The following is a 14,475-nucleotide window of genomic DNA, read 5'->3' on the forward strand; positions in this document are numbered from 1 at the left end:
TGCGGCAGCCTAGAGTCAACGCGCGTAGCGCGACAGGTGTTTGTGGTTACGAACTGGTTGCCGCCCGATCAGAAAGGGGTCGATCACCCGTCGGGCGTACATATCCGAGCAGAAACGTCACCGCGCCCGTACGTCACCCGTCCCGTCACCGGCCCCGGCCGACCGCCCCCGCGCCGTACGCTCGTCACCATGACGACTGCGACTGACGCACCCCTCCCCTCTCCCGGACGCGAGATCGAGACCCTCGACGCACTCACCCCCGAGCAGGCCGACGCCGTCCTCGCCCTGCTCGGCGAGGCCGCCGAGGCCGATGGCCGGCAGGCCGTCTCCGAGCAGGGGCGGCTGCAGCTGCGGGGCGGACACCGGGCGGGCGTCAGGCATTTCCTGCTCACCGTCGACGGCGTACTGGCCGGATACGCGCAGCTGGAGGACACCGACCCCGTCGAGGCCCCCGCGGCCGAACTGGTCGTGCACCCCTCCCACCGAGGCAGGGGCCACGGCCGGGCGCTCGGTGCCGCCCTGCTCGCCGCGACCGGGAAGCGGCTGCGGGTCTGGGCGCACGGCGGCAAGTCGGCCGCCCGGCACCTGGCGCAGGTCCTCGGCCTCTCGCTCTTCCGCGAACTGCGGCAGCTCCGCCGCCCGTTGACCGACCTCGACATCGCCGAGCCGGTCCTCCCGCCGGGCGTCACCGTGCGCACCTTCGTGCCGGGCCAGGACGACGAGGCCTGGCTCGCCGTGAACAGCGCCGCCTTCGCCCACCACCCCGAGCAGGGCTCCCTCACCCAGCGGGACCTGGACGACCGCAAGGCCGAGCCCTGGTTCGACCCCACGGGCTTCTTCCTGGCCGAGCGCGACGGCGAGATCATCGGCTTCCACTGGACCAAGACGCACGCCGAGGAGGAGCTCGGCGAGGTGTACGTCGTCGGCATCAGCCCCGACGCGCAGGGCGGCGGCCTCGGCAAGGCGCTCACCGCGATCGGCCTGCGCCACCTGGCCGCCCAGGGACTGCCCACGGCGATGCTCTACGTGGACGCCGACAACCCGGCGGCCCTGTCGGTGTACGAGCGGATGGGCTTCGCCACGCACGAGGTCGACCTGATGTACCGCACGGAGTCCTGAGCGGGCACCACGCGCACGGGCCGCAGGCAGGCACAACACCCCCCAGGGGCGGCGTCACTTGACGCCGCCCCTTCCTTACGCCACCCTTTCACTACTCAATTAGTGAAAGGGTGGTGAACATGGCAGAGTCCGCAGCGGTCGAGTACCGCATCGACCGACGCAGCGGCGTCGCCACCTACCTCCAGATCGTGCAGCAGACCAAGCAGGCGCTCCGCCTCGGTGTGCTGGAGCCGGGCGACCGGCTGCCCACGGCCCGCGAGGTCGTCGAGGCCACGGCGGTCAACCCGAACACCGTGCTCAAGGCCTACCGCGAACTGGAGCGCGAAGGGCTCGTCGAAGCCCGCCGCGGCCTCGGCACCTTCGTCCGCCGCACTCTCGGCAGCGCCGCGCTCACCACCGACCGGCCGCTGCGCGCCGAGCTCGCCGAGTGGACCCGCAGGGCCCGCGCCGCCGGACTGGACAGGGACGACGCGAGCGCGCTCTTCACCGACGTACTGAACAGCGAATACAAGGGGGACCAGCACTGATGACAGGCGCCGCGATCGAGGCGAACGGCCTCGGCATGACGTACGGGCGAAAGCGCGGGTGGGCGCTGCGCGACTGCTCGTTCCGGCTGCCCGCCGGACGCATATGCGCCCTCGTCGGGCCCAACGGCGCGGGGAAGTCCACCCTGCTCACCCTCGCCGCCGGCCTGCTCCGGCCCACCGAGGGCTCGGTGCGGGTGCTCGGCACCACGCCCGCCGAAGCCCGTCCCCGCATCGCCTACGTGGCGCAGGAGAAGCCGCTGTATCCGCAGCTCACCGTGGCAGACACCCTGTGGGCCGGGGGCGAGCTCAACCCCGCCGGCTGGGACCGGGCGACCGCCGACCGGATCGCCGGCTCACTCCCCCGGGACGCGAAGGTCCGCACCCTCTCCGGCGGGCAGCGCACCCGGCTCGCCCTGGCCCTCGCCCTCGGCAAGCGGCCCGAACTGATGCTGCTGGACGAGCCGATGGCCGACCTCGACCCGCTCGCGCGGCACGAGCTGATGGGGCTGCTGATGGCCGAGGCCGCCGAGCACTCCACCACCATCGTGATGTCCTCGCACATCCTCACCGAGCTGGAGGGTTCCTGCGACTACCTCCTGCTCGTCGACGGCGGCCGGGTCCGCCTCGGCGGCGAGAGCGACGACATCGTCGCCGCGCACGCCCTGGTCACGGGCCAGGTCCGCGACCTCGCCCCGCACACGGTCGTCGAGTCCCGCACGACGGGGCGTCAGCTCACAGCGCTCGTACGGAAGGAAGGCCCGGTGGACCCCGCCGCCTGGGACGTCACGGAGCCTTCACTGGAGGAGCTCCTGCTGGCCCACCTCCGCTCGCCGGAGGCACCGCCGCTGCTCACCCCGAGCGCGCACGCCCGCGAGGAGGTCGCCGCGATATGAGCACACTCACCCCCCTGCGCGGCCCCGTCCGCGTGGTCGTCCGCCAGCACCGAAGCACCCTGCGGGTCGCCGGCGTCCTCGCGCTGGCCGCGGCCATCACCCTCATCGGCTTCGCGCTGTGGACATCCCATCTCATCGACGGCTTCGACGCCGGCGACTGCGAGGCCTCGGGTGTCTCCGGCCCCGAGTGCGACCAGCGGATCGTGGACTTCAACGGGTCGATGTCCCTGTTCAGCAGCGTGCTCATGTACGCCGCCCTGGCTCTGACCGTTCTGCCCGGGATCATCAGCGCGTTCGTCGCCGGGCCCCTGATCGCCAGGGAGCTGGAGAGCGGCACCTACCGCATGGCCTGGACCCAGTCCGTGACACCCGCCCGCTGGCTGGCGGCCAAGCTGGCCGTGCCCACCGTCCTGCTCGTCGCGGGCGTGACCGTGCTGTCCGCGGTCCTCGGCTGGGCACAGACGCAGACGGCCACCGACTTCACGGTCGACTGGTTCGACGGTCCGGTCTTCGTCGCGACGGTCCCCGCCGTCATCGCCTACACGCTGCTCGGCGTCGCCGTGGGCACACTCACCGGCCTGCTGGTGCATCGCACGGTGGCCGCGATGTCGCTGGCCGCCGTCGTCACCGGCACGGTGATGGTGGCGCTCAACTCCCTCCGGGCGAGCCTCTGGCCCCTGCGGACCGAGAGCTCCGAGGGCGTCAAGGTCTCCGGCGTTCCGCTCGACGCCTGGGTGGTCGACGTCGGCCGCCTCACCACCGACGGCCGCCGGCTGCCCATCGACGTGTGCTGGCCGCGCATCGACGATCACCAGGAAAACCGGTGCCTGGCCGATCACGACATCATCGGCACGTTCGCCGACTACCACCCGAGCTCGCACCTCTGGCCCCTCCAGCTCGTCGAGACCGGCATCCTGCTCGCCCTCGCCGCCTTGGCCCTCGCGCTCGCCTTCCGCGTGCTGCGCCGGCTCCACGGCTGATCCAGCCACCCCTGTCCGGGCCCCGGGGGGAGTCCGGGCAGGGGGTTCACCTACGGTGAGGACGGCGAGAACCGGGACGGCACCGCAGTCACACCGCTTCCTGTACGTCATGTCATCGTTACCGGCCATTCAGACGGGCTTGCGACCCTCACGGGATGCAGCCAGCTGTGCCCACCCCCCGCAACGCGAGAGGCCCCGGTCCGGGGGCCGGCCCCGCTCCTTCCGCGATCTTTAACGGCTCCGACGCGCCTGTTGAGCCGAACACGCGGAAGAATAGGTCCATGAGCCAGCAGCCCAGCTCCGAGGTCCCGGTCCAGCCCGCCCAGCCGTCGGTCGGCTCGCTCGCCGCGCACCGGCCGCACGCCGTGGCGGGCTCGGTGCCCGCCGGCCTGTCCACAGCAGCCGACCTCGACCCCGATCTGGACAACGACGCCGACGCCTACGAGCCGGAGACGGACGGCGACGAGCTTCCGCACGGCCGGTTCCTGGACCGGGAACGCAGTTGGCTCGCGTTCAACGAACGGGTGCTGGAGCTCGCGGAGGACCCCGCCACACCCCTACTCGAACGGGCTAATTTCCTGGCGATCTTCGCCTCGAACCTGGACGAGTTCTTCATGGTCCGCGTCGCCGGTCTCAAGCGCCGCATCGCGACCGGCGTCGCCACCCGTTCCGCGTCCGGGCTCCAGCCCCGCGAGGTCCTGGACCTGATCTGGACCCGCTCCCGGGAGCTCATGGCCCGGCACGCCGCCTGCTACCAGCAGGACGTCGCCCCCGCCCTGTCCGACGAGGGCATCCAGCTGGTCCGCTGGCCCGACCTGACCGAGAAGGAGCAGGCCCGCCTGTTCACCTTCTTCCGGCAGCGGGTCTTCCCCGTGCTGACGCCGCTGGCCGTCGACCCCGCGCACCCGTTCCCGTACATCTCGGGGCTGTCGCTCAACCTCGCCGTCGTCGTGCGCAACCCGGTCAGCGGCCACCGGCACTTCGCCCGCGTCAAGGTACCGCCGCTGCTCACCCGCTTCCTGGAGGCGTCCCCGCAGCGCTACGTCCCGATAGAGGACATCATCGCGGCGCACCTCGAAGAGCTCTTCCCGGGCATGGAGGTCCTCGCCCACCACATGTTCCGGGTCACCAGGAACGAGGACCTGGAGGTCGAGGAGGACGACGCCGAGAACCTCCTCCAGGCCCTGGAGAAGGAGCTCATGCGGCGCCGCTTCGGCCCGCCGGTCCGCCTGGAGGTCGAGGAGTCCATCGACCCGTACGTCCTGGACCTGCTCGTGCGCGAGCTGAAGATCTCCGAGACCGAGCTCTATCCGCTGCCGGGCCCGCTCGACCTCACCGGACTGTTCGGCATCGCCTCGCTGGACCGGCCCGAGCTGAAGTACCCCAAGTTCATCGCCGGCACCCACCGCGACCTCGCCGAGGTCGAGTCCGCGTCCGCGCCCGACATCTTCGCCGCCCTCCGCGAGCGCGACGTGCTGCTGCACCACCCGTACGACTCCTTCTCCACCTCCGTCCAGGCCTTCCTGGAGCAGGCGGCGGGCGACCCGGACGTCCTCGCCATCAAGCAGACGCTGTACAGGACTTCGGGCGATTCCCCGATAGTCGACGCCCTGATCGACGCCGCCGAGTCCGGCAAGCAGGTCCTCGTGCTCGTCGAGATCAAGGCACGCTTCGACGAGCAGGCCAACATCAAGTGGGCCCGCAAGCTGGAGGAGTCCGGCTGCCACGTCGTCTACGGCCTCGTCGGGCTCAAGACCCACTGCAAGCTGTCGCTGGTCGTCCGTCAGGAGGGCGACACCCTGCGCCGCTACTCCCACGTCGGCACCGGCAACTACCACCCCAAGACGGCCCGGCTGTACGAGGACCTCGGCCTGCTCACCGCCGACCCGCAGGTGGGCGCGGACCTCTCCGACCTCTTCAACCGGCTCTCCGGCTACTCCCGCCGCGAGACCTACCGCCGGCTGCTGGTCGCCCCGAAGTCCCTGCGCGACGGACTGATCGCCCGTATCAACAAGGAGATCACCCACCACCGCGCGGGACGGCCCGCGTACGTCCGCATCAAGGTCAACTCGATGGTCGACGAAGCGATCATCGACGCCTGCTACCGGGCGGGGCAGGCGGGTGTGCCGGTCGACATCTGGGTACGCGGCATCTGCGCGATCCGCCCCGGCGTCAGCGGCCTCTCCGAGAACATCAGGGTCCGGTCGATACTGGGCCGCTTCCTCGAACACTCCCGGGTCTTCGCCTTCGGCAACGGAGGCGAGCCCGAAGTCTGGTTCGGCAGCGCCGACATGATGCACCGCAACCTCGACCGCCGGATCGAAGCACTGGTCCGCGTCACCGATCCCGCGCATCGCGCCGCGCTCAGCAGGCTCCTGGAAACAGGCATGTCCGACACCACCTCCTCCTGGCACCTGGGCCCCGACGGAAACTGGACCCGGCACTCCACGGACGCGGACGGCCAGCCGCTGCGGCACGTACAAGAGATGCTCATTGACGCCCGGAGGCGCCGGCGTGCGACGCCCTGACCACTCGACGACGACGCTCTCCGCGGAAGCGGTCCTCGCGCCCTACCTGCGCGAACAGGCCGCCTCCTTCCTGCGGGGACTGCGGCTGCACGGCGAGCACAACGCCCCGGCCGACGCCGGCACCCAGGGTGCCGACGAGGCGGCCCGCACCCTGCGCCGCGCGGCCCGCCGCATCAGCGGCACGCTGCACACCTTCCGGGGGGCGCTCGAACCCGTCTGGGCCGACCAGCTCCGCACGGAACTGGCCTGGCTCTCCGGCACCCTGGCCCGGGAGCACGCGTACGCCACCCGGCTCGGCCGGCTGCTGGAGGCCCTGCACCAGCTCTCCGGCGCCGCCCTCCCTGCGGCCCGGACCCCCGGGGACGCCCCGGCCGAGAGCGACAAGGAGCGCGCGGCGCTCGGCGTCGGCGCGGCCAGGGCCGGAGCCCTGCTGGAGCGCCGGCTGACCCTCGCCAGGACCCGCGCCCACTCGGCGGCGCTCCAGGCGCTGGGGTCGTCCCGCTTCCACGCCGTCGCCGACGCCGTGGCCCTGCTCGCCTCGGAGGTCCCGCTCTCGGCCACGGCGGCCGAACCCGCCTCCGATGTGCTGCACAGCCCCGCCGAGCTGGCCGAGCAGCGGATGCTGGACGCGGTGGCCGCGCTGCCGCCCGACGAGTCGGCGGAGCCGTACAACGAGGCCCACGACGCCCTCTGGCACCAGGCCCGCCTGCTGCTCCGGCTGCACAGATACGCCCACGAGGTCGTACGGGGAGCACCCGACCCGGCCCTCGCCGGCCCCGGTCACGCGCTCGACCTGCACCGGGACGCGGCCGAGGCAGCCGCCGCGGCCTCGGCGGCGGCCCGCACCCCGCGCATCGCCCCGGCGACGGCGTACGCCCTGGGGGTGCTCCACGCCGACCAGCGGCACGAGGTGGAGGCGGCGCGCGGCGTGTTCCGGGAGACCTGGCCGTACGCCGCGGCCGTGACCGCGCCATGAGCGGCGGCACCGTCCTGGCGGCCGGCTGCGTGCTGTGGCGCCGGGACCCGGAGGACGGGGGCCTGGAGATCTGTCTGGTCCACAGGCCCCGCTACGACGACTGGTCCTTCCCGAAGGGGAAGCTCAAGCGCGGCGAGACGGCGATGGAGGCCGCCCTGCGCGAGGTGCTGGAGGAGACGGGCCACCACTGCGTGCCGGGAGCGGCGCTGCCGACGGCCTTCTACATGGCCAACGGCCGGCCGAAGGAGGTCAGCTACTGGGAGGCGGAGGCGGCCGACGGCGCCTTCGTGCCCAACCACGAGGTCGACCGGCTGGCATGGCTCTCCCCCGACACCGCCCGGGCCCGGCTCTCCCGCCCGGACGACCGCATCCAGCTGGACGCGTTCCTGCGTTCCACGTCCGAGGCCTGAGTCCACCGGGCACCTTCGCCCACCCGGCGCATGAGTCCGCCCCGCGCATGAGGCCACCCGGCCCGCGCGCCCGGCGCCCTCGGCTGCCCAGCACGCGCGCACGCCCCGCCACCCGAGGCTGTCCCACGACGGGGCCCGCCCCGCAACCTCGGCTGCCCAGGGACCGGGGCCCGGGGCCCGGGGTGTCCGGCTGCCCGGGGGCGCCCCGGGCCCGTGACCTGCGGACACGGGCCGGCCCTCGGCTGCCGGACGCGGCCGGGCCGGTGGCCGCCGGCTGCTCCGCCCCGCGCTCAGGGGCAGCTCCGCGCCCCCGGAGCACCGCGCCACGCGGCGGAACCAGCCCGCCCAGCACGGTTCACCTTCCGTTCACTCTGCTCCGTAGGCCGCTTCACCTGTTCTGCCTAATTTCGGACGTACACGGTGCACGGCACCAAGCCACCGCACCTTTCCTCATCGCACGCCGCCACACACCTACGACCGCGGCGGCTCCTGGAAGGAACACCCCGAAAGTGAAGCTTCAGCGCAAGAACCGGCTTCGTGCCACCGCGCTCGGTGCCCTCGCCGTCTCCGGCGCCCTGGTCCTCACGGCGTGCGGTTCGGACAACAACACCGGCACCGAGACGGAGGGCGGCAGCAAGACGAGCGCCGCCGCGTCGAACATCAAGTGTGACGGCGCCGAGGGCCAGCTTCGTGCCTCCGGGTCCAGCGCTCAGAAGAACGCGATGGACCTCTGGGTCAAGAACTACATGGCCGCCTGCTCGGGCGTGGAGATCAACTACAACTCGTCCTCCTCCGGCGAGGGCATCGTCGCCTTCAACCAGGGCACCGTCGGCTTCGCCGGCTCCGACTCGGCGCTGAAGCCCGAAGAGGTCGCGGACTCCAAGAAGATCTGCAAGACCGGCCAGGGCATCAACCTCCCGATGGTCGGCGGCCCGATCGCGATCGGCTTCCACGTCGAGGGCGTCGACAGCCTCACGCTGGACGCCTCCACGCTCGCCAAGATCTTCGACTCGAAGATCAAGAACTGGAACGACCCCGCGATCGCCAAGCTCAACGAGGGCGTCAAGCTCCCGGACAAGGCGATCCAGGCCTTCCACCGCTCCGAGGACTCCGGCACCACGCAGAACCTCGGCAAGTACCTGAACGCCGCGGCCCCGGCCGACTGGAAGTACGAGGCCGAGAAGAAGTGGCCCGCCCCCGGTGGCCAGGCCGCGTCCGGCTCCTCCGGTGTCGCCTCGCAGGTGAAGGCCGTCGACGGCTCGATCGGTTACTTCGAGCTCTCCTACGCCTCCTCGCAGGACATCACCACGGTGGACATCAACACCGGCGGCGCCGCCCCGGTCAAGGCCACCTCGGAGAACGCCTCCAAGGCCATCGCCGCAGCCAAGGTCAAGGGCACCGGCAAGGACCTGGCGCTCGACCTCGACTACACCACCAAGGCCGAGGGTGCCTACCCGATCGTCCTGGTGACGTACGAGGTCGTCTGCGACGCCGGCAACAAGGCCGAGACCCTCGGCACGGTCAAGTCCTTCCTGACCTACACCGCTTCCGACGAGGGCCAGAAGGTCCTGACGGACGCCGGTTACGCCCCGATCCCGGCCGAGATCAACGCCAAGGTCCGCGAGACCATCAGCGCCCTCTCGTAACCACGCATCGCACGACGCACAGGGCGGGGGCGGTCCGGAACACCCCCCGGACCGCCCCGGCCACCATCCCCATCCGGTGCACCGCCGCCAGGGGAGCGCCAGCTCCCCCACACAGACCGGAAAGATCATGGCTTCCACCACACCGATCGACATCCCACCGGCCCCGCCGGCCCGACAACAGCGCGCAGGCTCGGCCGGGCGCGCAGGCGACAAGATCTTCCTGGGCCTCTCACGGGGTTCGGGCATTCTGCTGCTCGTGATCATGGCCTCGATCGCCGTGTTCCTCAGCTACCGGGCCGCGATAGCCATCTCGAAGGACGAAGCGAACTTCTTCACCACCTTCGACTGGAACCCCGCGGGAGACCCGCCGGTCTTCGGCATCGCGGTCCTGCTCTTCGGCACCGTCGTCAGCTCGATCATCGCAATGGTCATCGCGGTTCCGATCGCTGTCGGCATCGCCCTCTTCATCTCGCACTACGCGCCGCGAAAGCTGGCCGCCCCGATCGCGTACGTCGTCGACCTGCTCGCCGCCGTGCCCAGCATCGTCTACGGCATCTGGGGCGCACTCGTCCTCGTGCCGTACCTGGAGGGCCTGAACCTCTGGCTCGACCAGTTCTTCGGCTGGACCTACCTCTTCGAGAAGACCGAGGTCGGTGTCGCGCGCTCGCTCTTCACCGTCGGCATCCTGCTCGCGATCATGATCCTGCCGATCGTGACCAGCGTCAGCCGCGAGGTCTTCCTCCAGGTCCCGAAGATGAACGAGGAAGCCGCGCTCGCCCTCGGCGCCACGCGCTGGGAGGTCATCCGCCTCTCGGTCCTGCCGTTCGGCCGCTCCGGCATCATCTCCGCCTCGATGCTCGGCCTGGGCCGCGCGCTCGGCGAGACGATGGCCGTCGCCACGGTCCTGTCGCCGAGCTTCCTCATCTCGCTGCACGTGCTCAACCCGGGTGGGGGCACCTTCGCCCAGAACATCGCCGCGAAGTTCGGCGAGGCCGACGCCTTCGGCCGCGACGCCCTGATCGCCTCGGGCCTCGTCCTCTTCGTCCTCACCCTGCTGGTCAACGGCGCGGCCCGGCTCATCATCGCCCGCCGCAAGGAGTACTCGGGGGCCAACGCATGAGCCACGCAACCACCACCGGCGTCCAGGACAAGCGCCCGCACACCTCGCCGGAACCGCGCCCGTCCGGCCTCAGCAGCCGCAGCCTCCCCCGGTGGGCACCGCTCGGCTTCGCCGCCGTCTCGATCGCGCTGTCGATCGGCATCAGCACGGCCGCCGGCTGGCACAGCCGCGTCCAGTGGGGCCTGATCGCGGCCCTGCTCTTCCTGGCCATCTCGTACGTGGCGACCACCGTCGTCGAGAACAAGCGCCAGGCCAAGGACCGCCTCGCCACCAGCATCGTCTGGGTCTGCTTCCTGGTCGCCGTCGTCCCGCTCGCCTCGCTGCTCTGGACGACGATCAGCCGCGGCTCGGAGCGGCTCGACGGCTACTTCCTCACCCACTCGATGGCCGGCGTCCTCGGCTCCGAGGCCAGCGGCGGCGTCTACCACGCGCTGATCGGCACCCTGGAGCAGGTCGGGATCGCCACGGTGATCTCCGCCCCGCTCGGCCTGCTGACCGCGGTCTACCTGGTGGAGTACGGAAAGGGCGCGCTCGCCCGCGCCGTCACCTTCTTCGTCGACGTGATGACGGGCATCCCGTCCATCGTGGCCGGCCTCTTCATCCTGTCGATCATGCTGATCGCGAACATCGAGCCGTCCGGTCTGATGGGCGCCCTGGCCCTGACCATCCTGATGATCCCGGTCGTGGTCCGCTCCACCGAGGAGATGCTCAAGCTCGTCCCCAACGAGCTCCGCGAGGCCTCCCTCGCCCTGGGCATCCCGAAGTGGCGCACCATCCTGAAGGTGGTCCTGCCGACCGCGATCGGCGGCATCACCACCGGCGTCATGCTGGCCATCGCCCGCATCGCCGGTGAGACCGCGCCGATCATCCTGCTGGTCTTCGGCAGCCAGCTGATCAACACGAACCCCTTCGAAGGCGCCCAGTCCTCGCTGCCGTTCTACATCTACGAGCAGTACAAGATCGGTGAGGCCGCCTCCTACGACCGGGCCTGGGCAGCCGCCCTGGTGCTGATCGCCTTCGTCATGATCCTCAATCTCGTGGCCCGCGGCATCGCCCGCTGGAAGGCCCCGAAGACCGGTCGCTGACGCGGCCATCAGCGACCCGAAAGAAGCAGTGATTCACATGGCCAAGCGCATCGACGTCGGCGGACTCACCGCCTACTACGGCTCCCACAAGGCCATCGAGGACATCTCGATGACCGTGGAACCCCGCTCCGTGACCGCCTTCATCGGCCCGTCCGGCTGCGGAAAGTCCACCTTCCTGCGCACCCTGAACCGCATGCACGAGGTCACCCCCGGGGGCCGCGTCGAGGGCAAGGTGCTGCTGGACGACGAGAACCTCTACGGGACCGGGGTCGACCCCGTCACCGTGCGCCGCACGGTCGGCATGGTCTTCCAGCGCCCGAACCCCTTCCCGACCATGTCGATCTTCGACAACGTCGCGGCGGGCCTGCGGCTGAACGGCTCGTACCGCAAGAGCCAGCTGTCGGACATCGTCGAGAAGTCCCTCAAGGGCGCCAACCTCTGGAACGAGGTCAAGGACCGCCTGAACAAGCCGGGCTCCGGCCTCTCCGGCGGTCAGCAGCAGCGCCTCTGCATCGCCCGCGCGATCGCCGTCGAGCCGCAGGTGCTGCTGATGGACGAGCCCTGCTCGGCGCTCGACCCGATCTCGACGCTCGCCATCGAGGACCTGATCGGCGAGCTGAAGGAGCGCTTCACGATCGTCATCGTGACGCACAACATGCAGCAGGCGGCACGCGTCTCGGACCGTACGGCCTTCTTCAACCTCGCGGCGGTCGGCAAGCCCGGCCGGCTGATCGAGATCGACGAGACGGAGCGGATCTTCTCCAACCCGTCGGTGCAGGCGACCGAGGACTACATCTCGGGCCGCTTCGGCTAGGCCTTCCGTTTGGCCACAGACGGCCTTGGGGTGCTGCATGGCGGTGCCACCACAAGGCAAAGGGTCCGCCCCTGCTCTCCACAGGAGAGCAGGGGCGGACCCATTCCCGGACCGATGGCCGGGCCGTTCGCGGACCGGCCGTCAGCCGAAGAGCAGCACGACGATCCCATAGCTCGCCGCGGCGACCAGAGCCGCCGCGGGCATCGTGATGAACCACCCCAGGATGATGTTCTTGGCCACTCCCCAGCGCACCGCGTTCACACGCTTCGTGGCGCCGACACCCATGATCGCCGAGGTGATGACATGAGTCGTGGAGATCGGGGCGTGGAAGAGGAACGCCGAGCCGAACATGATCGAGGCGCCGGTGGTCTCGGCCGCGAACCCCTGCGGCGGATCCAGCTCGATGATCTTCCGGCCGAGCGTCCGCATGATGCGCCACCCGCCCGCGTACGTCCCGAGGGACAGCATCGCCGCACAGGCGATCTTCACCCAGACCGGGATCTCGTCGTTCGGGCCCTCGACATCAGCGATGACCAGCGCCATCACCACGATGCCCATCGTCTTCTGGGCGTCCTGCAGACCGTGACCGAGCGCCATGCCCGCCGCCGAGACCGTCTGTGCGATCCGGAAGCCGCGCTTGGCCTTGTGCGGGTTGGTCTTCCGGAATATCCACATGATGCCGACCATCACCAGATAGCCGACGACCAGGCCGATGACCGGCGACAGGAACATCGGGATGACGATCTTGGACAGCACGCCGTCCCAGTGCACCATCGTCCCGCCGGCCAGCGCCGCGCCCACCATGCCGCCGAACAGGGCGTGCGAGGACGAGGACGGCAGGCCGTAGTACCAGGTGATCAGGTTCCAGATGATCGCGCCGACCAGCGCCGCGAAGAGGATTCCCATCCCCTTCTGGCCCTCGGGCGTGGCGATCAGGCCTTCGCTGACGGTCTTGGCGACCCCCTGGCCCAGGAAGGCGCCCGCGAGGTTCATCACAGCGGCCATCGCCAGAGCCGCACGCGGGGTCAGCGCCCGGGTGGAGACCGAGGTGGCGATGGCGTTCGCCGAGTCGTGGAAGCCGTTCGTATACGTGAAGCCGAGCGCGACCCCGATGGTCACGACCAGCGCAAAGGTGTCCACGAGGTTCAGGACTCCTTGACCGCGATGGTCTCCACGGTGTTGGCGACGTGCTCGAACGCGTCAGCCGCCTCTTCCAGCACATCCACGATCTGCTTGAGCTTCAGCACGTCCATGGCGTCGTACTTGCCGTTGAAGAGGTGCGCCAGCAGCTTGCGGTGGATCTGGTCGGCCTGGTTCTCCAGGCGGTTGACCTCGATCCAGTACTCGGTGAGGTTGTCCATGGTCCGCAGACTCGGCATGGCCTCGGCGGTCAGCTCCGCCGCCCTGGCCAGCACCTCGATCTGCTGCTCGACACCCTTCGGGAGCTCGTCGATCTGGTACAGCACGACCAGGTCGACGGCCTCCTCCATGAAGTCCATGATGTCGTCGAGCGACGAGGCGAGGTTGTAGATGTCCTCGCGGTCGAACGGCGTGATGAAGGAGGAGTTCAGCTGGTGGAAGATCGCGTGGGTGGCATCGTCCCCCGCGTGCTCCGCTGCCCGCATACGCTCCGCGATCTCGACTCGGGAGGCAGAATCCGCCCCGAGCAGTTCCATCAGGAGTTTCGAGCCCGTGACGATGTTGTCCGCGGACGCGGAAAACATGTCGTAGAAGCTCGTCTCCCTGGGGGTCAGACGAAAGCGCACGTGGGGTCCTCGGGGTGCTTTGGATTCGGTCAGGCTGATGCTAGGCGCATCATCCGGCCACGGCTAACCGGCGTTCTTCAGTGTCGCGCATCGGGCACAGTGATCAGCACGGACCCCCGGTCACGTTTCGGCTGGATTCGTTACGATATACCCGGCAGGGGTATACAGAGGCCACAGAACGGCACGCTCACCGCAGGCCAAGAGGACAACGGGAGGACTCCATGACCACCACCGAGGCCGCCGGGGCAGCCGGTACGGACGCGGTCGTCACCGACCACGACCGCGGTATCCACGGCTACCACCACCAGAAGGACGAGCACCTCAAGCGCCTGCGCCGCATCGAGGGCCAGATCCGCGGCCTCCAGCGGATGGTGGACGAGGACGTCTACTGCATCGACATACTCACCCAGGTCTCGGCCTCCACCAAGGCCCTCCAGTCGTTCGCGCTCCAACTCCTGGAGGAGCATCTGCGCCACTGCGTCGCCGACGCCGCCGTCAAGGGCGGCGACGAGATCGACGCGAAGGTCGAGGAGGCCACGAAGGCGATCGCCCGCCTCCTGCGCACCTGAGAGCCGCGAGGGCGGAGGGTGCCGGGGGTCGCGCCGGGGAGG

14 protein-coding genes are annotated in these 14,475 nt (G+C 70.2%); 12 read left to right on the forward strand and 2 right to left on the reverse strand.

Going from position 1 to position 14,475, the window contains the following annotated elements; translation table 11 throughout:
• Positions 1–189 precede the first annotated feature (189 nt).
• From mshD to pstB, 11 genes are all read left to right on the forward strand, one after another.
• The gene (gene mshD / locus ACWCQM_RS35535; protein WP_450919198.1) at positions 190–1,119 is read left to right on the forward strand and encodes a mycothiol synthase; all 930 of its coding nucleotides are present in this window, start codon (positions 190–192) and stop codon (positions 1,117–1,119) included.
• A 119-nt stretch (positions 1,120–1,238) separates the two neighbouring features.
• On the forward strand, positions 1,239–1,646 hold the full coding sequence (locus tag ACWCQM_RS35540) for a GntR family transcriptional regulator (protein WP_450919199.1): 408 nt from the start codon (positions 1,239–1,241) through the stop codon (positions 1,644–1,646).
• A complete protein-coding gene (locus ACWCQM_RS35545) occupies positions 1,646–2,539 on the forward strand; it encodes an ABC transporter ATP-binding protein (RefSeq protein ID WP_450919200.1) in 894 nt (297 codons plus the stop codon). The genes ACWCQM_RS35540 and ACWCQM_RS35545 overlap by 1 nt, the downstream gene beginning before the upstream one ends.
• A complete protein-coding gene (locus tag ACWCQM_RS35550; RefSeq protein WP_450919201.1) occupies positions 2,536–3,519 on the forward strand; it encodes a hypothetical protein in 984 nt (327 codons plus the stop codon). The genes ACWCQM_RS35545 and ACWCQM_RS35550 overlap by 4 nt, the downstream gene beginning before the upstream one ends.
• 281 nt (positions 3,520–3,800) lie before the next feature.
• Complete coding sequence (locus tag ACWCQM_RS35555; RefSeq protein WP_450919202.1) at positions 3,801–6,047, forward strand: RNA degradosome polyphosphate kinase; 2,247 nt, start codon at positions 3,801–3,803, stop codon at positions 6,045–6,047.
• The gene (locus tag ACWCQM_RS35560) at positions 6,034–7,023 is read left to right on the forward strand and encodes a CHAD domain-containing protein (protein WP_450919203.1); all 990 of its coding nucleotides are present in this window, start codon (positions 6,034–6,036) and stop codon (positions 7,021–7,023) included. The genes ACWCQM_RS35555 and ACWCQM_RS35560 overlap by 14 nt, the downstream gene beginning before the upstream one ends.
• Positions 7,020–7,433 carry an NUDIX hydrolase gene (locus ACWCQM_RS35565; RefSeq protein WP_450919204.1) on the forward strand — a complete coding sequence of 138 codons (414 nt, stop codon included), beginning with the start codon at positions 7,020–7,022 and terminating at the stop codon, positions 7,431–7,433. The genes ACWCQM_RS35560 and ACWCQM_RS35565 overlap by 4 nt, the downstream gene beginning before the upstream one ends.
• 509 nt (positions 7,434–7,942) lie before the next feature.
• A complete protein-coding gene (gene pstS, locus ACWCQM_RS35570) occupies positions 7,943–9,079 on the forward strand; it encodes a phosphate ABC transporter substrate-binding protein PstS (RefSeq protein WP_450919205.1) in 1,137 nt (378 codons plus the stop codon).
• Positions 9,080–9,206: 127 nt separating this feature from the next.
• Complete coding sequence (gene pstC, locus ACWCQM_RS35575; RefSeq protein ID WP_450919206.1) at positions 9,207–10,199, forward strand: phosphate ABC transporter permease subunit PstC; 993 nt, start codon at positions 9,207–9,209, stop codon at positions 10,197–10,199.
• On the forward strand, positions 10,196–11,284 hold the full coding sequence (pstA, locus tag ACWCQM_RS35580) for a phosphate ABC transporter permease PstA (protein ID WP_450919207.1): 1,089 nt from the start codon (positions 10,196–10,198) through the stop codon (positions 11,282–11,284). Before pstC ends, pstA begins: the two co-directional genes overlap by 4 nt.
• A gap of 37 nt (positions 11,285–11,321) precedes the next feature.
• Complete coding sequence (gene pstB / locus ACWCQM_RS35585) at positions 11,322–12,098, forward strand: phosphate ABC transporter ATP-binding protein PstB (protein ID WP_073743492.1); 777 nt, start codon at positions 11,322–11,324, stop codon at positions 12,096–12,098.
• Between the two features lie 141 nt (positions 12,099–12,239).
• Here the strand turns inward: pstB and ACWCQM_RS35590 are convergent, their stop codons facing one another.
• On the reverse strand, positions 12,240–13,238 hold the full coding sequence (locus ACWCQM_RS35590) for an anion permease (RefSeq protein ID WP_450919208.1): 999 nt from the start codon (positions 13,236–13,238) through the stop codon (positions 12,240–12,242).
• A 5-nt stretch (positions 13,239–13,243) separates the two neighbouring features.
• Complete coding sequence (locus ACWCQM_RS35595; RefSeq protein WP_073743490.1) at positions 13,244–13,864, reverse strand: DUF47 domain-containing protein; 621 nt, start codon at positions 13,862–13,864, stop codon at positions 13,244–13,246.
• Between the two features lie 221 nt (positions 13,865–14,085).
• Between ACWCQM_RS35595 and ACWCQM_RS35600 the strand changes: the two genes are divergently transcribed.
• A complete protein-coding gene (locus tag ACWCQM_RS35600; protein WP_450919209.1) occupies positions 14,086–14,433 on the forward strand; it encodes a metal-sensitive transcriptional regulator in 348 nt (115 codons plus the stop codon).
• The last annotated feature ends 42 nt before the right edge of the window (positions 14,434–14,475 follow it).

The sequence above is a fragment of the Streptomyces sp. NPDC002125 genome (assembly GCF_053593715.1).